21 protein-coding genes and 1 tRNA gene are annotated in these 19,401 nt (G+C 62.4%); 14 read left to right on the top strand and 8 right to left on the bottom strand.

All coding sequences use genetic code 11. From position 1 onward, the window contains the following. Positions 1–10: 10 nt before the first annotated feature. The 3 genes from AB4Y81_RS08125 to AB4Y81_RS08115 form a co-directional block, all read right to left on the bottom strand. Entirely contained in the window at positions 11–799 is a 789-nt protein-coding gene (locus AB4Y81_RS08125) for an RcpC/CpaB family pilus assembly protein (protein WP_441995643.1), read from the bottom strand. Positions 800–869: 70 nt separating this feature from the next. Next, entirely contained in the window at positions 870–1,142 is a 273-nt protein-coding gene (locus tag AB4Y81_RS08120; RefSeq protein ID WP_018776608.1) for an FmdB family zinc ribbon protein, read from the bottom strand. Between the two features lie 167 nt (positions 1,143–1,309). Beyond that, positions 1,310–1,924 (bottom strand): 5-formyltetrahydrofolate cyclo-ligase, encoded by a 615-nt coding sequence (locus tag AB4Y81_RS08115; protein WP_441995642.1) that lies wholly within the window; start codon positions 1,922–1,924, stop codon positions 1,310–1,312. A gap of 99 nt (positions 1,925–2,023) precedes the next feature. Here AB4Y81_RS08115 and galU point away from each other — a divergent pair, with 99 nt between their 5' ends. From galU to AB4Y81_RS08090, 5 genes are all read left to right on the top strand, one after another. Next, on the top strand, positions 2,024–2,959 hold the full coding sequence (gene galU / locus AB4Y81_RS08110; protein ID WP_018776606.1) for a UTP--glucose-1-phosphate uridylyltransferase GalU: 936 nt from the start codon (positions 2,024–2,026) through the stop codon (positions 2,957–2,959). Positions 2,960–2,964: 5 nt separating this feature from the next. Further along, complete coding sequence (locus AB4Y81_RS08105; protein ID WP_441995641.1) at positions 2,965–3,591, top strand: GNAT family N-acetyltransferase; 627 nt, start codon at positions 2,965–2,967, stop codon at positions 3,589–3,591. Positions 3,592–3,721: 130 nt separating this feature from the next. Next, on the top strand, positions 3,722–4,597 hold the full coding sequence (locus tag AB4Y81_RS08100) for a hypothetical protein (RefSeq protein WP_441995657.1): 876 nt from the start codon (positions 3,722–3,724) through the stop codon (positions 4,595–4,597). Between the two features lie 6 nt (positions 4,598–4,603). Beyond that, a complete protein-coding gene (locus tag AB4Y81_RS08095) occupies positions 4,604–5,404 on the top strand; it encodes an SDR family oxidoreductase (protein WP_441995640.1) in 801 nt (266 codons plus the stop codon). A gap of 36 nt (positions 5,405–5,440) precedes the next feature. Next, positions 5,441–5,513, top strand: a tRNA-Ala gene (locus AB4Y81_RS08090). A gap of 132 nt (positions 5,514–5,645) precedes the next feature. Here the strand turns inward: AB4Y81_RS08090 and AB4Y81_RS08085 are convergent. Next, positions 5,646–6,776: an ATP-binding protein gene (locus tag AB4Y81_RS08085; protein ID WP_441995639.1), complete on the bottom strand. Its 1,131-nt coding sequence runs from the start codon at positions 6,774–6,776 to the stop codon at positions 5,646–5,648. Between the two features lie 149 nt (positions 6,777–6,925). Here AB4Y81_RS08085 and AB4Y81_RS08080 point away from each other — a divergent pair, with 149 nt between their 5' ends. Beyond that, the gene (locus AB4Y81_RS08080) at positions 6,926–8,620 is read left to right on the top strand and encodes an FG-GAP-like repeat-containing protein (protein WP_441995638.1); all 1,695 of its coding nucleotides are present in this window, start codon (positions 6,926–6,928) and stop codon (positions 8,618–8,620) included. Positions 8,621–9,218: 598 nt separating this feature from the next. Here the strand turns inward: AB4Y81_RS08080 and AB4Y81_RS08075 are convergent. Continuing rightward, positions 9,219–10,103 carry a helix-turn-helix transcriptional regulator gene (locus AB4Y81_RS08075; RefSeq protein ID WP_039242304.1) on the bottom strand — a complete coding sequence of 295 codons (885 nt, stop codon included), beginning with the start codon at positions 10,101–10,103 and terminating at the stop codon, positions 9,219–9,221. A 231-nt stretch (positions 10,104–10,334) separates the two neighbouring features. Here AB4Y81_RS08075 and AB4Y81_RS08070 point away from each other — a divergent pair, with 231 nt between their 5' ends. Further along, a complete protein-coding gene (locus AB4Y81_RS08070) occupies positions 10,335–11,744 on the top strand; it encodes an MFS transporter (protein ID WP_441995656.1) in 1,410 nt (469 codons plus the stop codon). Here AB4Y81_RS08070 and AB4Y81_RS08065 read toward each other — a convergent pair. Then, on the bottom strand, positions 11,727–12,386 hold the full coding sequence (locus tag AB4Y81_RS08065) for a DedA family protein (protein WP_064721623.1): 660 nt from the start codon (positions 12,384–12,386) through the stop codon (positions 11,727–11,729). The genes AB4Y81_RS08070 and AB4Y81_RS08065 overlap by 18 nt on opposite strands. Before the next feature lie 183 nt (positions 12,387–12,569). On the opposite strand from AB4Y81_RS08065, the gene AB4Y81_RS08060 reads away from it, so the two are divergent. The 7 genes from AB4Y81_RS08060 to AB4Y81_RS08030 all read left to right on the top strand — a co-directional run bounded on the left by AB4Y81_RS08060 (position 12,570) and on the right by AB4Y81_RS08030 (position 17,198). After that, a complete protein-coding gene (locus tag AB4Y81_RS08060) occupies positions 12,570–12,911 on the top strand; it encodes a YciI family protein (protein ID WP_441995637.1) in 342 nt (113 codons plus the stop codon). 111 nt (positions 12,912–13,022) lie between these two features. Next, entirely contained in the window at positions 13,023–13,535 is a 513-nt protein-coding gene (locus tag AB4Y81_RS08055; RefSeq protein WP_018776595.1) for a PadR family transcriptional regulator, read from the top strand. A 4-nt stretch (positions 13,536–13,539) separates the two neighbouring features. Further along, entirely contained in the window at positions 13,540–15,252 is a 1,713-nt protein-coding gene (locus tag AB4Y81_RS08050) for an ABC1 kinase family protein (RefSeq protein ID WP_055971760.1), read from the top strand. A 39-nt stretch (positions 15,253–15,291) separates the two neighbouring features. After that, positions 15,292–15,816 carry a universal stress protein gene (locus AB4Y81_RS08045; RefSeq protein ID WP_039242297.1) on the top strand — a complete coding sequence of 175 codons (525 nt, stop codon included), beginning with the start codon at positions 15,292–15,294 and terminating at the stop codon, positions 15,814–15,816. After that, positions 15,803–16,246 (top strand): fluoride efflux transporter FluC, encoded by a 444-nt coding sequence (locus AB4Y81_RS08040; RefSeq protein WP_064721627.1) that lies wholly within the window; start codon positions 15,803–15,805, stop codon positions 16,244–16,246. The genes AB4Y81_RS08045 and AB4Y81_RS08040 overlap by 14 nt, the downstream gene beginning before the upstream one ends. After that, positions 16,243–16,614 (top strand): fluoride efflux transporter CrcB, encoded by a 372-nt coding sequence (crcB, locus tag AB4Y81_RS08035; RefSeq protein WP_055971771.1) that lies wholly within the window; start codon positions 16,243–16,245, stop codon positions 16,612–16,614. Before AB4Y81_RS08040 ends, crcB begins: the two co-directional genes overlap by 4 nt. 53 nt (positions 16,615–16,667) lie before the next feature. Then, entirely contained in the window at positions 16,668–17,198 is a 531-nt protein-coding gene (locus AB4Y81_RS08030) for a ferritin (RefSeq protein WP_018776590.1), read from the top strand. Between the two features lie 52 nt (positions 17,199–17,250). On the opposite strand, the gene zapE is transcribed toward AB4Y81_RS08030, so the two are convergent. Together zapE and corA are read right to left on the bottom strand one after the other, a co-directional pair. Then, complete coding sequence (gene zapE / locus AB4Y81_RS08025; RefSeq protein ID WP_441995636.1) at positions 17,251–18,408, bottom strand: cell division protein ZapE; 1,158 nt, start codon at positions 18,406–18,408, stop codon at positions 17,251–17,253. Then, positions 18,399–19,394, bottom strand: coding sequence for a magnesium/cobalt transporter CorA (gene corA, locus AB4Y81_RS08020; protein ID WP_018776588.1), 996 nt, complete (start codon positions 19,392–19,394; stop codon positions 18,399–18,401). The genes zapE and corA overlap by 10 nt, the downstream gene beginning before the upstream one ends. Between the last annotated feature and the right edge of the window lie 7 nt (positions 19,395–19,401).

The following is a 19,401-nucleotide window of genomic DNA, read 5'->3' as shown; positions in this document are numbered from 1 at the left end:
TTGAGCAGCTTCATGGGCTGACCAGAACAAAGAAAAGCTTGCCTTGCGTGGATGCGCCGGCAAGCTTTTCTGCTTGTTGGGGGTTGGCAGCGACCACCACCAGCCCTTCTGTATCGCTGGTGCCAAGCCATTCGCCGGCCTTGCCGCCCTGGGCCGAAGTCCAGAGAACAGGAACAGGGCCAGCCAAAACCTGGCTCTGGCGGGATTCGTCATAACTGCCGGACGCCGTGAGGACAACGGTCACCAGCTGCCCCGGCGACAGAAGCTGGATGGAAGAAGGATCTGCCATGCGCAGGGGGACGGCAGCGGAACCTGCAGGAGTGCCCGCGAGCAAGCCAGGGCCCAGGAGGCTTGAGTCCGTGGGTGTTTGTCCCTTGCCCAAAGGAGAGGCCAGCTGGCGCCCAACCAGGGTCGCGACATCATCCACCCACGCGGAGATGGCCAGTTCGGCTGCGACATCGACCCTGGTGAAATCTGACTCCTTCAGGCTCGCGCCGGCCGGTAGATCACGGGCTGCGACCAGGACGCTGACCCGGGCGGCCGACGCAGGAGTCAGCTGCTGTACCGCCAGACCGGCAGCAAGGCATAGAAGCAGCGCGACGCAAAGCCGCCGGTTGCGGGAAAGCCACGCCCTGAGTGTGGGCTTTCGCTTTGGAGGTCCGTTGCGCCGCGCACGGCCGAACCCCCGTGGAAAGCGCCTGGGGGAGGGCGAGGGGTGGTACGGCAACCGTTCATGTCCAGCTGTTCCAGCTGGACGCTCGGCATGGGCAAGGAAGGCGCTACGGGCGGAGTGTGACATGCCGCCACGGTAGCCAGCAGCCCCGGCCGCCTAACAGGGGCCGGGTTGCCTATGTGGAAAAGTTCCGGGGCTAGCTCGCCGCGGCGGCCGGTGCGGGAGCGGGCGTGGCCGCAGCTGCGGGTGCAGCCGGTGACGTGGGCGCAGCGGATACTGTGCTGCCCTTGGCGTCACGGGAGTCAGTGCGGTAGAAACCAGAGCCCTTGAACACGACGCCCACGCTGTTGAACTTCTTGCGCAGCGTGCCTTTGCATTCAGGGCACTCTGTCAGGGAGCTGTCTGAGAAGGACTGGACGATGTCGAAGGCATGGTCACAGTCTTTGCAGGCGTATGCGTATGTGGGCACTGAGTTCCTCCTTTAGGACAAAGTTCAGGTCCTGCTCCGCCGTGCCGAATAATTTCCGCATTAGCAGTCCCAGGGCCTGAGTGCCAATTCTATCATCCGTCCCCCTGAGGTGTGCCAGCACTTGTGCCGGAGCTCACCAACCGGAACCCGCCGGAAATGACCGGGAGTCAGACGGGCTCCGCTGCGTTGTCGAGAACCACAACGCCCGAAGGTGTCAGCACTTCCCGCACCGGGCGATCGAAGGCCTCGGCGGGTATGGAGCCTGAAGGCAACAGATCGTCGTCGTACACCACCGCGATGGTGGGCGGCCGCCGGCCGGACGCGTCCAGGCCCTGCAGGAGCCGGTCGTAATAACCGCCGCCTTGGCCAATCCTGTTCCCGTCCCGGTCCACTGCGGTGGCCGGCATGAAGATTCCGGCCGTCGAAGCGACGACTGAACTGTCCAGGCGCTCACCGGTGGGTTCGTCGATGGGAGCGTAGGCGGACCTTGTGAAGACCGTGGACGGCGTCCAATACACCCAACTCAGTTGCCGTTCCGGTTCGCAGACGGGGAGCAGGACTTCATGGCCCGCTTCGTGGAGGGCTTCAAGCAGTGGCATGGTGGGTGGCTCGAAGGCGACTCCCACGTACACCGCGAACGACGACGGTGTTCCGGACGTGACGGAGCTGGCCCACGAGGAACCGTGCCTGGCTATCGCTTCGCCCGCAACAGCGATTTGCCCTGGTGTCAGGGCCCTTCTGTACAGCCGCCGGTTGCGGCGGATGTCTTCTTTCGACGCCATCTGTATCCAATCCTGGGGGTTCGTCGGGTCCGGTTAAAGTGTTTCCTTGTGTGTTGCCGGCAATAAAATGTGCGGCCCGCGCGGCGGGGGGTTTAGCTGATGCTCTCTTCCTTCCGTTACATTAGTCCGGTGACTCTCGATAACAACGCTGTCCGTAAGGCCGTCATCCCCGCAGCGGGTCTTGGTACCCGGTTCCTTCCCGCCACCAAGGCGATGCCGAAGGAAATGCTGCCTGTGGTCGATAAGCCCGCCATCCAGTACGTCGTCGAAGAAGCGGTGAAGGTTGGCCTGCACGACGTCCTCATGATCACAGGACGCAGCAAGCGCGCCCTGGAAGACCACTTTGACCGTGTTCCGGCGCTTGAAGCGACCCTGGCTGAGAAGGGCGACACCGCCAAGCTGGAAGCGATTCAGTCGGCTACCAACCTGGGCGACATCCACTATGTCCGCCAAGGCGACCCGAACGGCCTCGGCCACGCAGTCCTTCGTGCAAAGCAGCACGTCGGCTACGAGCCTTTTGCCGTCCTGCTGGGCGATGACCTCATCGACGCCCGCGACGACCTCCTGAGCGAAATGATTGCGGTCCAGCAGAAGACCGGCGGTTCCGTGGTAGCCCTGATCGAGGTCGAGCCTTCCAAGATCAGCGCTTACGGTTGCGCCGACGTCGAGGATATCGGCGAGGACGGTTACGTCCGCATCAAGCAGTTGGTGGAAAAGCCGTCGCCGGAAGAGGCGCCGTCAAACCTCGCCGTGATTGGCCGCTACGTGCTGCACCCGGCCGTCTTCGAAGTCCTGGAGCAGACCGGCCCCGGCCGCGGTGGCGAAATCCAGCTGACCGATGCGCTTGAGGTCCTGGCTGCCGGCGAAGGCGAAGGCTATGGCGTGTACGGCGTGGTGTTCCGCGGCCGCCGCTATGACACCGGCGACAAGCTCAGCTACCTGAAGGCGTGCATCGAGCTCGCGTGCGAACGCGAAGACCTTGGTCCTGAGCTGCGTGAGTGGCTGCCGAACTTCACCGCCACGCTTCCCCAGTAACACGGATGTACGGGTCTGCGATCTGGCCGGTAACGCTGGAGTGCGGAGACCTGGCCCTTCGGCCCATCCGCTATCGCGACAAGCGGGAATGGTCCGAGGTCCGTTCCCGGAACAGTGATTGGCTGGCACCGTGGGAGGCGTCCAACCCGGCTCCGGGTGGCCGCCTCCCCAGCTACCGCCAAATGGTTTCGTCCCTGAACGAGCAGGCCCGTCAGTCCACCGGATTGCCGTTCGTAATCGTTGAACGCACGGCAGGCGCGCGGGAGCCCGCCATCGTTGGCCAATTGACGGTCTCGTCGATTGTGTGGGGATCGGCCATGATGGCCACGCTTGGCTATTGGGTGGACAAAGACCGGGCCGGGCGCGGGATCGCTCCCACAGCTGTAGCCATGGCCACCGACCACTGCTTTACTGTGTTGGGTCTGCACCGGATGGAAATCAATATCCGCCCCGAAAACGGGCCCAGCCTGCGCGTGGTGGAAAAGCTCGGATTCCGCGACGAAGGGTACCGGGAAAGGTATCTGCACATCAACGGACAGTGGGCTGACCATCGCTCCTTCGCGTTGACCTCCGAAGAAGTCCCGGAGGGTCTCTTGCGCAGATGGCTCAAAGGACAAACGGGCAGGTCATAGGGCTTTTCAGCTTTATCTCCAGTCATTTGCGGACTCGACCACGACACACCGGCCGCAATGCCGCCACCCCCGGTGATTTGCTTCTACGGTTTTGAATGTGGACTTCCCTCTCAGCAGCTCAGTGATACTCGTGGTCACTGTCGCGCTGTGGATGGTCTGGGTGGCGCCGTACGTTCTTCGGAACAGGCGGCAACAAGTCCAAGCGGCCGCTGTTCCAGCAGAGGCTTTCGACGACGAACCAGACGAACCGCAGGCAGGGGTGGTACTGACTTTGGCACCTCAGCAGGAGAAACCGATGGAGACCATGCACAGCAAAGCACAGGCGTCCCGCGCGTCAGAGCCGTCCCTGGGGAAGTCGTCCAGCACTCCGTTCACCATCCGCTACGCGCGGCTCACACTGGCGGTGTCCGGACTTGCCTTGCTCGTGACGGCAATCGTTTCCGGCATACTCCGTCTTTTCGGCACGGGCTCTGTCTGGTTGCCCCTGGTCTCGTTCATCGGTGCGGTGGTCGCCGTCGTCGTTTTGCGTAAGCTCGCCCTTCGGGATCTTCGTGAACGACGCGCACGCCGTGCAGCGCAGGCGTCGCCCATTCCGACACCAGCACGCTACTTGCCGAAGGAGCCGGTTGTAGAGGCGAAGGAAACCACAGTTTTCGACGCCGAAGCCACCAGTCGTGAGGCCGCCCGCCTGTCGGCGGTCGAACTTCGCCAAGCGGCGTTGGCCGTCGCAGTTGCGGCCGGCGACGAGTCGGCGCAGGCCGCCGTTGACTCCAAAGGTGCGAGCTGGAAGCCCGTAGAGGTTCCCAAGCCCACGTATGTCGACGCTGCCAAGGCGCCCCGTCCGGCGCCGGAGCCCCTTGACCTTCCGGAGGCCCCGAAACCTGTCGGCAAGCCCGTCCTGAAGCAGGCCGCCGGGCAAACTGACGCTGCTACCGCAGTCGCTTCAGCCAAGGCCCCGAGTGCCCTGAGCAACCTGGACGATGTCCTGCAACGACGCCGCGCGTAACGAACCATGAGTTCCATCTGCGTCGCTGGTGGCACCGGACAGGTGGGCCGCGAGGTTGTCCGGCTCGCTTTGGCGGCAGGGCATAAGGTTTCAGTCCTCAGCCGGCACGTTCCGCCGGTCGGTTCGGCAAGTCATCACGACGGCGCCACTTACTTCGCCGGCGACGTCACCACAGGTGAAGGCCTGGCGGCCGCTATGGCGGGTGCCGACGTCGTTATTGACTGCCTCGAAGGCCAGTTCGGCAAGGCGCAAAAACAATTCGCCGACGGCGGCGCGAGGCTTCTGGCTGCCGCCCACACCAGCGGCGTCCCAAGAGCCGTGATGCTCTCCATCATCAATTGTGATATCAGCAGCTTTCCCTATTACGTGTCCAAAGCCGATAAGGAACGAAAGTATGCCGGGGCGCCGCTGGAAACCGTGGTGGTCAGGGCGACCCAGTTCCACAGTCTGGTTGCTGGGGTCTTCGCTGCGGGTTCCCGGGTCGGGCTGATCCCAGTGTTCAAAGGCGTGGATTTCCAGACGATTTCTCCGGCGGATGTTGCAGCAGTTCTGTTGGAAGAAGCGTTGTCGGATTCTCTTCCTTCGCTGCACCACCTGCGGACGGTAGGCGGTCCGGAGGTTCTCTCCATGCGCGCCCTGGCCGGGTCCTGGAAGGCTGTGACCGGCGCGCGGGGTTTGATTCTCACCGTTCCGTTGCCCGGCAGCATGGGGGCCTTCCTGCGCTCCGGACACAACCTCGCACCGGAGAAAGCGCTTGGCGCGGAGACGTTCGTGTCGTGGTTGGAAAAGCGCCGGGAAAGTTTGTAGCCTAGGGACACTGGTCTGGCGGAAACGTCTGGTCCGGGGGCTATAGCTCAGTTGGTAGAGCGCTTCGTTCGCATCGAAGAGGTCAGGAGTTCGAATCTCCTTAGCTCCACACTTTGCAAGGAATTTGAGCCGTCGGACCTGACGGAATAAACACATACGTAACGCTTTGGCTTGGATAGGGTCATATAGGCACCAGTGAAACGGCTGACCCCCTCCGGAGCAGAGCGCTACAGCGTGGCTCTCAGTGTTTTGGGTGCTGCAACCGAAGTCCATAAGCGGGTGTGTCGCGGAGGAATTCGCGGAATGTCGGGACAGCGAAGTCCACGTACCCCCTGCTTGTTGTTTCAATGACCCCTGCGGCCAGAAGTCGGAGCCGGTATTGGCCGCCGTATACGGCGTTCACACCCAAACGCTCCGCGATTGCCGTTGTGCTGGATGGGCCATCGTCTTCAGCCATGGCCAGCAGGTACGACTGATCGACATCGGATAGAGCCGAGTAGGCAGACTGCAGGACGGTGGCACCCATACGGCGGCGGGCTTTCTGTACACCGGCAGCCAGCGCCTCGTCGGTGACTACGGCTCCTGATTTTCTCGCTTGACTCCACACGTGGTAGCCGACGAGCTGGATCAGGAATGGGTAGCCGCCCGTCGCTTCGGCCAGCTGCCGGAGATGTTCGTCGCTGATGCTCACGCCGCTTTCGGAGAAAGTATCTCTAAAGGCTTCGGCGACCTCGTCTATCGAGGTCCTGTGCAGGTCGTACTTTTCGGCGCGGCGAAGGAAGGTGGAGACGCCTTCGTTGAGCAGGTCTTCGACAGATTTAGGCAGACCAGCAAGGACCAGGCCAATGGGAAGGCTCTCCCGGATCAGATGTTGGACGACCGCTGCGATTTCGGAGAGCTCCGTCCGGTCCACGGCATGAATCTCGTCGATGCTGATCAGCAACCCGGTGTCCTGCTCGCTCAACTTTTCCAGCAGTTCGGTAATCTGCCGCCGCCAGAGAACCTCACGCACAGCCGGAAGCTGGGTATCCACGCGGAGGATTCCGAGCGTCACGCCGGTAATCCGGCGGCCGGCAGGGCCGTCCCCGAGCTCTTCAGCCGCGGCGCGGACGGCGCTGCCGATGCGGTCCACGAGTCCGGCCGTGGCGGTTTCCGAGATGACAATCCAGCCGTGCTCGATGGCTTCGTCTTCAATTTCCCCCAGCATGACGGTCTTGCCGATGCCGCGGGGTCCGGTGAAGATGGAGAGCAACCCGGGGGCTCCGGGCCCATTCTCGATGCTCTCGGCGAAATCTTGGCGCATGTCGTCCCGGCCGATAAGAAGCGGTGGGCGGGCACCAGCTGTCGGTTTGAACGGGTTTTTCGCGGCCACTTTTACACTCCTATAAATTCTTTAAAGTCTTTATATTTCTTATAGTAGTGCGTAATAGGAGACGGGTCGAGAGCGGCTGCAACGGCACGTTCACGCCCGATCGTCGGGATAACCCCGTGAGGCTCATGACTGACGGTAGGGTGAGCCGCATGCGCAGTTACCTGGCTCGAATCGTCAGCGTTGTGGTCCTGGCTCTCGTTTCCGCCGTTGCCGTTCAGAGTGGTAACCCTGCGGTGGCGGCTCCTGAAGTGAGCGATTCCTATGAGGGCTCCGGCACGTTCACGTCCGTTGCCTATGATCCCGCGACGGGACTGTTTTACGCTGCCGATTTGTTAGGCGATACCGTCTCAGTGTTCAGGAACGGAGTGTTGACAACGAAGGTAGTCGTCGGGCAACACCCGGCCGCAATGGCACTGGATCCGCTGACGCACTCCGTGTATGTGGTCAATTCGGCAAGCGACTCGGTGTCGATCATCAATGGCACAACGGTGACAGCGACCATTCCGGTGGAGCACCAGCCGATGGATGTTGCCGTGGACCCTGGCACCGGGAAGATCTACGTTGCCAACGGGATGACGGGCCTGACTGTCATCGAGGGCGATCAGGTGACCGGCACGATACCCATCGATGGCGGCTATGTGTGGGCGGTTGCACTGGATACCTCCACCCACACCGTCTACGCGGCCAACTATTCCAACAGCAAAGTTTCGGTCATCAACGATGGCGTGGTCACACAGACCATTCCCACGACGAGCGGCGGTCCTTTGTCGATCGCGGTGGATTCGGTCACCCACGACGTCTACGTTCCGGGAGTCTTCGCCGGGACCATCTCGGTGATCAACGGGGACCGGGTCGTCAGGACCATCAAATTCGACCTGTACATGGATTTTCCGCGCTTCGTGGCGGTAGATTCCGCAACCCATACGCTATACGTAACTCACATCGGACTAAACACGGTGTCAGTGATCCATGGCAGCACCACCACACAGACTCTTTATGTCACGGATCCGGGCACGCCAAAGATCGATCCCGAAACACACGCGGTCTACGTACCTTCGCGGAACGGGTCAGTAGCGGTCATCCGGGATCCATCCAACCGGGATTTCACGACCGACGGTCGCGCCGATGTGCTGGCCAGAGACACCAACGGAGCCCTGTGGCTGTACCCGACCAATGGTGCCGGAGCTTGGCTCCCGCCGGACCGTGTGGGTCAGGGATGGAACTCCATGGCGTCCATAGTGGCTGGCGGCGACTTCAACAGTGATGGACGAGCGGACGTGCTCGCCACGGATGGAGGCGGGGCGCTGTGGTTGTACCCGGGCGACGGAGACGGCGGCTGGCATCCGCGGATTCAGGTCGGGCAAGGCTGGCAGTCGATGACTGCCATTGTCGGCCCGGGCGACTTCAACAGCGACAGCCTTCCCGACGTCCTGGCCCGTGACCAGGCCGGGGTCCTTTGGCTCTATCCGGGAAATGGGGCCGGCGGTTGGTCCGCCAGGGTTCAGGTGGGTCAGGGGTGGAACGTCATGACGACAATTCTTGGCGGCGGAAACTTCGCCGGAGATGGGGAACCTGATGTCCTGGCACGGGACACGTCCGGTGTGCTGTGGATTTATCCCGGCGACGGGGCAGGTGGCTGGTACCCGCCGGTGCGGTCCGGTCAGGGGTGGAACGTCATGACTGCCATCATCGCTCCCGGAGACTTCAGTGGTGACGGCCGAGCCGACGTGCTGGCCCGTGACAGCGCGGGAATTTTGTGGTTGTATCCTCGGGCCAGCGCCACTGGGTGGATGCCACGTGTTCAGGTTGGGCAGGGCTGGAACGTCATGATCACCATTGTCTGACCTCTCGGAGCACCGAAACGAGTACGACTGGGCGGAACCAAACCCAGTCGCAGCGCGAGAAGCCAGCACGGGCGAGCAGGATGATGAGTGCGTCAAAAGATGGCATGACCGCGCCGTGTCCGCCGGGGAGGAACGCATTCTTGCCCGAACGGTGAATGGTGGACTTCACAGTTACCGCGCGGAAGAGATCACGCTGTATCGCCAAGGAAACCGCTGGTACGCGGTCGGTCAGCTGCCTACTTCGAACATCTGGACCGAAATGCATCCAGATTGCCGAGCACGCCAGAGAACGATGATGATGTTGAACTCTTGCTGATGAGCAAGGGGTTTGCGGACGACGGCTCGGTTATCGGCGGGGAGCAGAAAGCATCTGGCGGTGAAGGGAAAGGCCACCAGCCGCAGTCAGGGATGAAGGGCTGGTTCTCTCGCCTTTTCGGTCGCGCGACCTCCGGCAAATAGCCCGGCCACCGCTTGTCCGTTAGTCGGTGACGTTGACGTCTGAGGAAATGAAGAGAACCAAGTACTCCCGGGTGGGAGTTCGCATCGAAGAGGTCAGGAGTTCGAATCTCCTTAGCTCCACAGTTTAGGTGTACCGCAGCTATCTTGGCTGCAGTGAACGTGTCTCCCCGGGAACTTCGCCCACCTGGCCGGACGCCAGCAGTTGAAGGGCTCCTTCGGCGGAAGAACCAGGATCAGTCGCATACATGAGAATCCGGTGCCCTGATTCGTCCGGAGGGGTAAGAACCTCGAAATTGAGCACCAGATCCCCAACGTCCGGGTGATGAAGATGTTTCAGCCCGGACATGCAGTTCTCGACCGGATGCCGGGCCCACAGGGCTGCGAATTCTTCGCTTTTCATGGTCAGCTCTCCAACCAGGGAGGCCAGTTCGGGATCGTCCGCGGATTGGCCGGCAACCAGGCGCAGCGACGAAACAGCCCGCTTGGCTTCCTCGCCCCAATGTGTGTACAGCTCACGGGTGTGGGGGTCGAGGAACAGCATCCGGGTCAGGTTCGGCCTTGTCGCCGGCGTTGAAGGCGCAGAGAAGTCCAGATGACCGGCAACAAGCCTGTGGCCAAGGGCATTCCATGCCAGCACTTCGCTCCGGCGGCCCAAGACAACGGCCGGTGTGGTCGGCATCGAATGAATCAGCCGCAAGGTGCCGGGCCTGGCTTTGTCCGGCTTCATGGTTGTTCGCCGTTTGGTGGTCGTTGCCCGGGCAAGGTTAAACAGGTGCGTGCGTTCATCGCTGTTCAGGTTCAGGGCCCGGGCGATTGATTCGATGACAGCCTCGGAGGCGTTGCTGCTCTGGCCCTGCTCAAGGCGCGTGTAGTACGTGCTGCTGACTCCGGCGAGCATCGCCAGTTCTTCCCGGCGGAGCCCCGGTACGCGGCGGATGCCGTAGTTGAGGAGGCCGACATCCTCCGGCTGCAGGGAAGCGCGCCGGATACGAAGGAACTCCCCAAGTTCGCTTTGACTGGTCATGAACCCATTCTGCCGGTCCTGCCTGAAACTGTCCTGTCCCTGCCAGGGGTAGGCAAGAGGGGGTGTGGTTGATGCGCTGGCATTCGGTGAAGGTGGAGATCCGAGACACTGCCGACGGACGCAGCAAGTACTCCACGGAAGGAAACACCCATGACCTCGCACCAGGACTTAGCCACAGGATCGGCTCCACCCCCATCAGAGGCCCGCCGGATTACCACGCCGTCTGCCCGGATGGCAGGCAGGCAACGACTCGCCCTCATCATCCTGCTCGCGGCCAGCTTCACCCTCGCCGTTGATTTCTCCATCCTCAACGTCGCCCTCCCCGCCATCGGTGCCGACGTCGGGTTCAGTTTGGAGAACCTCCAATGGATTGCGACGGCGTTCGCCTTGTGCGCCGCCGGACTGACCTTACTGTTCGGACGTGTTGCCGACATCGTTGGCCGCCGCACGATGTTCCTCATAGGGATGGCCCTGCTCGGTGCAGCCTCCCTGGCCGGTGGCATGGCAGTCGACCCAGCCGTACTGCTGATCGCCCGTGTGGGCCAAGGCACCGCCACAGCCATCGTCGTCCCCGCTGCCTTGTCACTATTGCTGGCTTCGTTCCCGGAAGGACCGCTCAGGGACAAAGCCCTGGGACTCAACGGTTCCCTTATGGCCGCTGGGTTCACCACCGGCGCCATCCTGGGAGGCCTTCTGACAGACCTTCTCAGCTGGCGGTGGGCCTTCTTCCTGAACGTTCCCGTGGCCGTTGGAGTGCTTGCCATCGCTCCGATCGTCCTGGCCGAAAGCAAGCCCGCTGCCAAGCTGCGGTTGGACGTACCGGGGGCAATGACCGTAACTCTGGGCCTTCTGGCCTTGGTTTTCGGACTCACCAACGCTGCCGAGCACTCGTGGACCGATCCGCTGACCCTGGGTGCCCTGGGGGCCGCCGTCGTGTTCTTCCTTGCGTTCGCAGCCGTCGAGCGGCGTGCTGCGTCGCCGTTGGTGCCGCTGGAGATACTGAAGCGGTCGACCGTGGCCTGGGCGAACATCGCAGGCATTCTTGCGTTTGTCACGGAGACGTCCCTGGTTTTCCTCCTGACCCTGTATCTCCAGCAGGTCCTCGGCTACACACCTTTCGGTGCAGGTCTGGCCTTTGCAGTATTGGGTCTTGGTACTGTCCTGGGCGGCGTCCTCGGGCCGAAGATCATCGGCATGATCGGGAGCAAGAAGGCGATCGTTTATGGATTCCTCGTTCAGGCAACGGCCACTGGCCTGCTTGTGTTGCTCAGTGCTGACCCTGCCTCCATCGGCCTGCTGCTGACTGCAACGTTCATCGGGGGAGTCGCGAACCTTGTGGTCATTGTCGGGTTCATGGTCACCGCAACCTCGGGCCTGCCTGAATCCGAGCAGGGTTTGGCCACGGGACTGGCAACCATGAGCCAGCAGATCGGCATCACCCTGGGCATTCCGGTCATGAGCGCTGTCTTCACCGCGCATATTCTGGCCATCGGCCGCCAGGATGCCCTTTCGGTGCTCAGCGGCGTGACAGCCGCCGTCTGGGTCAATGCCGGGCTGTGCCTCCTGGCGGCACTTCTTGTGGCTGTGTTCCTGCGGAGACCGATGCCGGTCACCCCGCAGTCGCTACCGGCGGTCAGCTGACTGCCGGCGGCGCCTGACGTTTCGAATAACGAGCCATCCCAGAAAAACCGCCAACGCTGCGTACACGGCGTAGTTGAGGAACCGCGAGTACTGGTCGATCAGGTGGTACTGCTTGCCAAGCAGTGACCCCAGGCCGATCAGTACTGCGTTCCATAGTCCCGCGCCGGCGATCGTGAAGATGGAGAACGTCATGAGGTTCATCCGTTCGGCGCCTGCGGGCAAGGAAATGAGGCTCCGCACGCCGGGGAGTAGCCTGCCGAAGAAAATCGCGGACTTGCCGTGGCGTTCGAACCAGCCGGAGGCTTTCTCGAAGTCCTCCCTGTCCACCAGCGGAAGTTTCGAAAGCAGCGAGATGGACCTCTCCAAACCAACCTTGTATCCGAGCCAATACAGGAACAACGCCCCTGCGTATGCGCCAAGGGTGCTTGTGACGAAGACCAGAACAATGTTCATGCTTCCCTGCTGGGTCAGGAACCCCGCGAGGGGGAGTATCACCTCGCTGGGGATGGGAGGGAACACGGTCTCCAGGAACGTCATCAGGCCCACGCCCCATTCGCCCAGGGCATCAATCACCTGGGCGGCGACCCCCACAATGCCGGTCAAGTCTTCGGTGGAACCTTGGGCTCTCGGTACACTGATCAACTCTTTGCCCTTTCATGGACTTCGCCACAGTAAACGCTATTGCCACGAATGCTTTTGGGCAAAGTTGCCTGCTTGGACGCGCGGCTGCCTCTCTGATCCCGGCAAGGTGTCGTGCCCTTTACGGGCCCCGGAGGATCGGCAAGGATGACGAGATTACCCAGCCGTGCCTGAAGGAGCATCGCGATGACCAAGTACCTGATCTATTTTCCCAGTGCTGCCATGGACATCACTGAGGAAGAACTCCCTGCAGTGGCTGCAGCGGCCCACGCCGTAGTACAGGAGGCCAAAGACGCAGGAGTGTGGGTGTTCGGCGGGGGTATCGATGAAAGCATCCCGCCGGTCATGGTCGACGGCGGCGGCTCGGTTCGGGAGGGAACGTACCCGCAAACGTCGCAGTTCGAAGTTGGCTATTCCATCCTGGAGTTGCCCTCCTACGAGGCCGCACTGGAATGGGCCACAAGGATGGCGGCGGCGTGCCGCTGTGCCCAGGAAGTCAGGGCTTTCCAGTACGATCCTGCCAGCTGATGCCCATTGTTTTGGACCCCCGTCACCTATATCGTTGACTATATCGTTCAGTATCGTTCGCGAATCTCAGAGGTGAGCTTGATGCACAATTCATTCCCTTCAAATGGCTTTATGGGCAACAACCTGGATGGCATGTGGCAGGCCGTGGAAGAGTTCCGGTCACGCTTCGAGAAGCGCTCCGGGGGCCGGGCCGGGCGCGGCGAACTAAGGACCGCGATTTTGGCCCTCCTGGCTGAGCGTCCCATGCACGGTTACCAGATCATCCGGGAAATCGAGGAACGCAGCGGTGGAAGCTGGAAGCCCAGCGCGGGTTCCGTATACCCAACGCTTCAGCTGCTCTCTGATGAGGGATTCGTCAGTTCCGAGGAATCCAGCGGGCGCAAGATCTACGCCCTGACCGAAGCAGGCAGGGAGGATGTAGCAAGCTCCGAGACGTCGGCACCCTGGGGCTCCGTGGGCGCTGCATCGGGTCCCGGGTTCGCCGCATTGCCCAAAGCCGGGGTCGAGCTCGCCCAGGCCGCTGCGCAAGTGGGCCGGACAGGCACACCACAACAGGTTCGGGAAGCGGTGACGGTGCTCGAAGAGGCTCGCCGCCGTCTGTACTCGATCCTCGCCCAGGACTGAAGGGGTGACGTCGGTTCGACCGGATCAGGCAGAGCACGTCCCGGGCGCTGTGAGTGCACGTGCCCGTTACCGTCGCATCCTGCGGTTCGCTGCCTGGCATCTTGCGGTGACGTGGTGGTTCGAGCTTTTCCTGCCAAGGTTGGGCCTGCGCCGGCTGACTGAACGCAATCGTGCCCGGCGAATGACGCGTTTCGCTCAACGGTTCCACCAACTCGCGGTGGAACTTGGCGGCCTGATGATCAAGGTGGGACAGTTCATGTCCTCGAGGCTCGACGTCCTGCCGCCCGAGATCACCGCCGAGTTGGAGGGCCTGCAGGACGAAGTGCCGCCCGTCCCGTTCCAAGCCATCCGCCAACTCGCGGAGGCCGAACTCGGCGCACCCTTGGAGTCGGTGTTCGCCTCCGTTGAGGAGGTGCCCATCGCGGCGGCCTCACTCGGACAAGCCCACCGTGCCAAACTCTTGGCAGGCAACGCGGAGGACACTGGGCTGAGCAGCGTGGTTTTCAAAGTCCAGCGGCCCGGGATCCAGACCATCGTCGATATCGATCTTGCCGCACTGCGCAGGGTGGGAGGCTGGCTAAGCCGGATCCGCATTGTGTCCGACCGTGCCGATGTTCCCGCGTTGATCAAGGAATTTGCCCAGACCAGCCTTGAGGAGATCGACTACCTGAACGAGGCCGCGAATTCGGAGCGGTTCGCCGCTGACTTTGCCCATGACCCACGCGTGACGGTGCCGGGAGTGGTGTGGGAGCGGACCACCCGCCGTGTGCTCACCCTTGAAGACGTGACCGCCATCAAGATCACAGATACCGAGGCACTGCGGTTGGCGGGAATTGATCCCGCGACTGTCGCGCCCGTTTTCGCGTCAGTGATGTTTGACCAATTGTTCACCAATGGCTTCTTTCACGCCGACCCGCACCCCGGGAACATCTTCGTCACCCCGAACACCGGCACCTCGGAACATCCGTGGAAGTTGACGTTCATCGATTTCGGCATGATGGGCGAGGTTCCGGCGAAGACACGGTCCGGCCTTCGGAAGCTCCTGATCGCAGCAGCCTCACGGGACGGCAAGGGGCTGGTGGCCGCCATCAGCGACGTCGGCGTGCTGATGCCCTCTGCGGATACGGTCGAATTGGAGCGGGCCATGACACAGCTCTTTGCCCGCTTTGGAGGCATGGGTTTCGCCGAACTGCGTGACGTGGATCCGCGGGAGTTCCGCGATTTCGGCGCAGAGTTCGGAAGCGTCATCCGTTCACTGCCGTTTCAGTTGCCGGAGAACTTCCTGCTTGTTATCCGGGCGATGTCCCTGACGTCCGGGGTTTGCAGTTCCTTGGATGCCCGATTCAATCTGTGGGATTCGGTCGAGCCCTACGCGGCACAGCTCCTTCGTGATGAACGCGGCAATCTGGTAAATGACATTGCCTCCCAGGCGATGGAGGCCGCGACGCTGGCCTTGCGCCTACCGAAACGCCTTGACAGCTTGATCACCCGGGTCGAGGACGGGTCGCTGCAGGTTTCGAACCGCAAGCTGGAACGCCAGCTGGCGCGGCTCATACGTTTGGCCCGTTACGGGGTGGCTGCTGTGCTCTTCGCTGCGTTGCTCATTGCCGGTTCCGTGGTCAGGGGAGGGGATGCGGTTCTTGGCGACGTGCTGATGTTTTCGTCAGTGATCCCGTTGCTGGGTGCGCTGCTGACGGGGCGCCGACACAGATCCTGAGGGCACGCCCAGTGCCGTGCCGCGCCGTAGAATTGCCCTGTGACTGAGACCCCTGCCCGTCGTCGTGAAGTATCCGGCGGCATGAACGGACCCATTCTGGTGGGCGTCATGCCTGGGCAGCATCCGTCGGTGGTGGAGCAGGCAGCCGTGGTTGCCGGCGGCACACGCCTTCCGTTGGTGTTCGCCTACGCCGATGTCACCGTCTATCCCGTGGACGGAACCACAGGAGGACCGGCGGCACCCATTGATCCCGATGGCGTGGACGGCGATTCCCGCAACGCCATCGAAGCGCTGAAGAAGACCATCGCGGATCAACTGTCCGGACTTGATATCCAATGGTCGATCACGCCGCTGGCGGGGGAACCTGCGCGTGCCCTGGCCCGCGAGGCGGAGGCCATTGGAGCGTCGATGATTGTGGTGGGTACACGCGAACACCGCCTGACCGCGGCACTCAAGGACGCAACTGCCGGTTCCGTGGCCCGCCATCTGTCTCACCGGCAGAACCGCCCTGTGCTGGTGGTGCCTGTGAACCCGCGGGTCCCGGACGACGATGACGACGAGTAAAGCCACACGCCCGGTACATCTGCACTGGCGGTTCATGGGGATAGTGGCCGCCGGAGGGGTACTGGGGGCAGTGACACGCTATGGCCTGGGAATGGTGATCCCCGCGCCCGGAGCTTGGCCCCTTCCCACCCTGATCATCAACCTTTCCGGGGCTTTGGCCCTTGGTGCCCTTCTGGAGGGGCTCTCCCGCAGGGGTCCCGACGTCGGAAACCGCCGGGTCTTGCGGCTTGCGCTGGGAACGGGGTTCTTAGGCGCCTACACCACCTACAGCACCCTGGCCGTGGACGCCGTGCATTTGCTGAACGCTGACGCAGTTTCCGCAGCTGCGGGCTACCTGACGGCAAGCCTGCTGGGCGGGGCTGCCGCTACGACTGCGGGAATATGGCTCGGCGCCTGGCATCACAGACTGACGGAGCGGGCCCGATCATGACGGTCCTTCTGCTTGGCTTGGCTGGAGGAGTGGGCGCAGTCGCCAGATTCATGGTCGATGGCCTCATTCGCGCAAGGCTGAAGACCGCCCTTCCCTGGGGCACCATCCTGATCAACGTTTCGGGCTCTTTAGTGCTCGGATTTTTAGCTGGGTTGATGATGCGCGGCGAGGCGTCCGAGACCCTGTACCTTGTCCTGGGCACTGGTTTCCTGGGAGGCTATACGACATTCAGCACGGCAAGCCTGGAGACCATCAGGCTTATCCAGAGCGGCAGGGCAGGGCTGGCCCTGATCAACGGTGTGGGCTCCATGGCCGCCTGTGTCCTGGCTGCCGCGGCCGGTGTCGGACTCACTTTTCTCCTGCCCTAAGCCGTGTGTGTCCGCCCGTCTAGGACGCAGTCGCGCGGCTGTAGGATCTAGCCATGGCTAACAAGACTTTCAATGAACTGTTGTCCGCCCAGGTTGCCAATGAGTTTGCAGCCTCCCAGCAGTACATCGCTGTGGCTGTGTACTTCGACGGTGAGGATTTGCCACAGCTTGCCCGGCATTTCTACCGCCAGTCCCTGGAAGAACGCAACCACGCCATGATGATGGTCCAGTACATGCTGGACCGTAACGTCCACGTCGAGATTCCGGGCATTGCCCCCGTGCGGAACAACTTCACCAACGCCAAGGAACCCATCGCCCTTGCCCTGGAACAGGAGAGGGAAGTCACCCGCAACATTGAGGAGATGTTCCGTGCTGCCCGTGCCGAAGGCGACGCCCTGGGCGAGCAGTTCATGTTGTGGTTCCTCAAGGAACAGGTTGAAGAGGTCGCATCGATGACCACGCTGCTCAACATCACAGAACGCGCCGAGAATCTCTTCGACATTGAGAACTACGTCGCCCGCGAAGCAGTGGGCGACGGCGGTCACGACGCCAGCGCCCCCTCCGCTGCCGGTGGCGCCCTTTAGGAACCGGCAACAGCCCGACGCAACGCGCATGACGGGGAAGGTCGCCGGAATCTCAGCTTCCGGCGGCCTCTTCGCGTGCAGCGTCGTCGTCCGCGTGGGACCGTCCGAGCAAGGACAGGCGGCTCGCGATGCGGGCGAAGTCCATCGGAAGGCCGCTGCGGCCGGCCCCGACGTCCCAGTCCAGCGGGCCGGGGCCGATCAGGAACAACGTGATGTCCTGATCGTGCAGCACGTCCACCACGTTGCTGAACCTTTGCCAGGCCGGCGCGGATGCCGCATCGGCGTCCGCAGGTGAGGGGACGCCGTCGATCACCCAGGTGGTGAACGTTTCGGCCAGTGCCAGATAGTCGGACGTGGAGGTCAACCCGCCGCACAACTCCTCGAATCCAACCCACAGGAGGTCGGGATCGGAGTTCTTGACGACGATCGGCTGGGTGGTGGGGGTCAGCACCCGGCTCTGCGACGGTGACGGGACGAACAGGCCCAGCCGGCCCAGCTGGCGGGACGTACCGGGTGTCACGATGCGTCCTGCCCGGAAGGACTCCCTGCCTTGGGGCTCTGCGGACCCGGCTGCGGGGAAGCGTCGAAAATCTGAAGAACCATCGATTGTCACTATGTCCATCATCTCCTTGATGGCCTCAATGGTGGGCAGGAAATGGTCGTGCCAAAGAGGGTTGGGCAGCAACTCGTCCGGCGCGTAGTTGGACGTGACCGCCAAGGGGATGCGGCGCTGCGCGGCAGTTCGCAGCAGACGCGCAATGAACATGCCATCGCCGACGTCGTGGACGTGAAATTCGTCAAAGAAGAGCACCTCAATGTCATCCAGCAACGAGTCCACCGAATGCTGGATGGCCGTCGAGCTGCCGGCATGGGAACCGTGGGTTCCGGCGTGGAGGCTGCGGAAGAAGTCGTGGAAATGCACCCGCCGTTTGCGCACATCGAGCTGCCCAAAGAAGCTGTCCATCAGCCAGGTCTTTCCCCGTCCCACAGGTCCGTGCAGGTAAAGACTCCGTGGCATCTTCCGCGAAAGAGTCCGACGCCGGACCGTCACCTCCGCGCCCATGGCCGCCAACCGCCCGGCTGCACGCTGCTGGCTGTCTTCGAGCGCAAAGCCGGACTGTCCGGCGTCGAGGTTTATTCCTTCGAGCAACCTCCGGGCGATGTCCCGGGTTGCTCGTGGAGTTGGCCTCAAGAGTGGCGTCACAGCCATCCTTTGCGCTTGAAGATGACGTACATGAGCAGTGCCACGCCCACCATGAGGCCGATCGCCATGGGGTAACCAAGGTCCCAGTGGAGCTCGGGCATGTGGTCGAAGTTCATTCCGTAGATTCCTGCCACGAACGATGGCGCGAAGAGGATGGCAGCCCAGGAGGAGATCTTCTTGACCTGCTCGTTCTGGGCCGCGCTGGCCTCGTTCTGCCGGTTTGCGGTCAGTGTGCCGTCCAGGGTCAACGCGTTCTGGAGGAGGTCCCGGAACGAGTTCACACGGGAAATGACGCGTTGCACGTGGTCTTCGACGTCCCGGAGGGAACGCTGCAGCTCGATGTCCACGCCATATTTCTCAAAACCCTTCTCCAGAAGCGACATGATGTCCGGCAGGGGTTGGATCGCCCTCTGGAACTGGATCACTTCGCGGGCGAGTTCGTAGATCCTCCGGGAAACGGCGCTGTCACCGCTGAAGAGCTGGTCTTCGATTTCATCGATGTCGTTCTCCAGGCCGGCGACCACGGGCGCATAATCATCCACCACCTGGTCCAGCAGCGCGTACAGCACCGCTTCCGGGCCGTGGCAGAGAAGATCCGGCCGTGCTTCCAGGCGGTGGCGGACACGGGCAACCCCGCCGGTTTCGGCATGGCGGATGGTCACCACAAAGTTGACGCCGGTAAAGATATGGAGTTCCCCGAACTCCACGGACTCGGAGTCATCCAGATACCTCGCCGGTCGGAGAACCGTGAAGAGGTTGCTGTCGTAGCGCTCAATCTTGGGCCGCTGGTGCGCCGAGACGGCATCCTCCACAGCCAGCCGGTGGAGGCCGAACTCCCGGGCCACCGCGGCCATTTCTTCCTGCGTGGGGCGGTAGAGGCCGATCCAGGCCATGCCGCCGTGCTTGGCCAATGTCTCAAAGGTTTGCTCGAGGCTGTGGGGGGTGGCAGTGCGGACGCCGTCCACGTACACGGCGTTGTCGATAATGGTCACAGGTTGA

The sequence above is a fragment of the Paenarthrobacter sp. TAF1 genome, assembly GCF_052113825.1.
Lineage (GTDB): Bacteria > Actinomycetota > Actinomycetes > Actinomycetales > Micrococcaceae > Arthrobacter > Arthrobacter nicotinovorans.
The sequence above is the reverse complement of the archived record's forward strand: the minus strand, read 5'-3'. Positions and strand labels throughout refer to the sequence as shown.

Bases quoted from the DNA above. Each gene is read 5' to 3' on its own strand.
- AB4Y81_RS08125 (WP_441995643.1), bottom strand. From the start codon at position 799: ATGTCACACTCCGCCCGTAGCGCCTTCCTTGCCCATGCCGAGCGTCCA.
- AB4Y81_RS08115 (WP_441995642.1), bottom strand. From the start codon at position 1,924: ATGGCGTCGAAAGAAGACATCCGCCGCAACCGGCGGCTGTACAGAAGG.
- galU (WP_018776606.1), top strand. From the start codon at position 2,024: ATGCTCTCTTCCTTCCGTTACATTAGTCCGGTGACTCTCGATAACAAC.
- AB4Y81_RS08105 (WP_441995641.1), top strand. From the start codon at position 2,965: ATGTACGGGTCTGCGATCTGGCCGGTAACGCTGGAGTGCGGAGACCTG.
- AB4Y81_RS08095 (WP_441995640.1), top strand. From the start codon at position 4,604: ATGAGTTCCATCTGCGTCGCTGGTGGCACCGGACAGGTGGGCCGCGAG.
- AB4Y81_RS08080 (WP_441995638.1), top strand. From the start codon at position 6,926: ATGCGCAGTTACCTGGCTCGAATCGTCAGCGTTGTGGTCCTGGCTCTC.
- AB4Y81_RS08075 (WP_039242304.1), bottom strand. From the start codon at position 10,103: ATGACCAGTCAAAGCGAACTTGGGGAGTTCCTTCGTATCCGGCGCGCT.
- AB4Y81_RS08070 (WP_441995656.1), top strand. From the start codon at position 10,335: ATGGCAGGCAGGCAACGACTCGCCCTCATCATCCTGCTCGCGGCCAGC.
- AB4Y81_RS08060 (WP_441995637.1), top strand. From the start codon at position 12,570: ATGACCAAGTACCTGATCTATTTTCCCAGTGCTGCCATGGACATCACT.
- AB4Y81_RS08055 (WP_018776595.1), top strand. From the start codon at position 13,023: ATGGGCAACAACCTGGATGGCATGTGGCAGGCCGTGGAAGAGTTCCGG.
- AB4Y81_RS08040 (WP_064721627.1), top strand. From the start codon at position 15,803: ATGACGACGAGTAAAGCCACACGCCCGGTACATCTGCACTGGCGGTTC.
- crcB (WP_055971771.1), top strand. From the start codon at position 16,243: ATGACGGTCCTTCTGCTTGGCTTGGCTGGAGGAGTGGGCGCAGTCGCC.
- AB4Y81_RS08030 (WP_018776590.1), top strand. From the start codon at position 16,668: ATGGCTAACAAGACTTTCAATGAACTGTTGTCCGCCCAGGTTGCCAAT.
- zapE (WP_441995636.1), bottom strand. From the start codon at position 18,408: ATGGCTGTGACGCCACTCTTGAGGCCAACTCCACGAGCAACCCGGGAC.